The 521-nt window shown below is 60.8% G+C and carries 1 protein-coding gene; it reads left to right on the plus strand.

Annotated elements, in window-relative coordinates; all coding sequences use genetic code 11:
- Window positions 1-502: IS5 family transposase (locus tag GSQ92_RS06825; protein WP_159013238.1), on the plus strand; the 502-nt coding region annotated here is incomplete at its 5' end.
- Between the last annotated feature and the right edge of the window lie 19 nt (window positions 503-521).

A 521-nucleotide genomic window follows, 5' to 3' on the forward strand; every position in this document is an offset into this window, starting at 1 on the left:
CGGACGTGAAGCCAGCCCGTCTGGTGGTGTGCTCGACAGCCAGACGGTGAAGGCGCCGAATGCCAAAGCGCGAGGATATGATGCCAATAAGAAGATCGTTGGCCGCAAACGTCATATCGCAGTCGATACCGACGGGCGGCTGTTGATGGTCAATCTGACCACGGCGGACATTTCCGACAGTGCCGGCGCACAAGCCATCCTCGACGCCGTACGCAAGCGCTGGCCTTGGCTCAAGCACCTGTTCGCCGATGGTGCCTACGACCGCACCAAGCTGCTCGACAAAGCCGCTTTCCGTGACTTCGTGTTGGAGATCGTGCGCCGCAGCGACAAGGACCCAGGCTTCAAAGTGCTCCCACGGCGCTGGGTGGTCGAACGCACATTCGGCTGGATGACGCGCTGGCGTAGGCTCGTGCGCGACTATGAAACCCGGCTGGACGTGTCCGAGGCCATGATCCATGTCGCCATGGGAAGCCTGCTTTTACGCCGGATCGCCCATGACTGACCTTTCTCAAACGGACTGT

The organism is Acidisoma sp. S159, from assembly GCF_009766125.1.
Classification (GTDB): Bacteria; Pseudomonadota; Alphaproteobacteria; order Acetobacterales; family Acetobacteraceae; genus Acidisoma.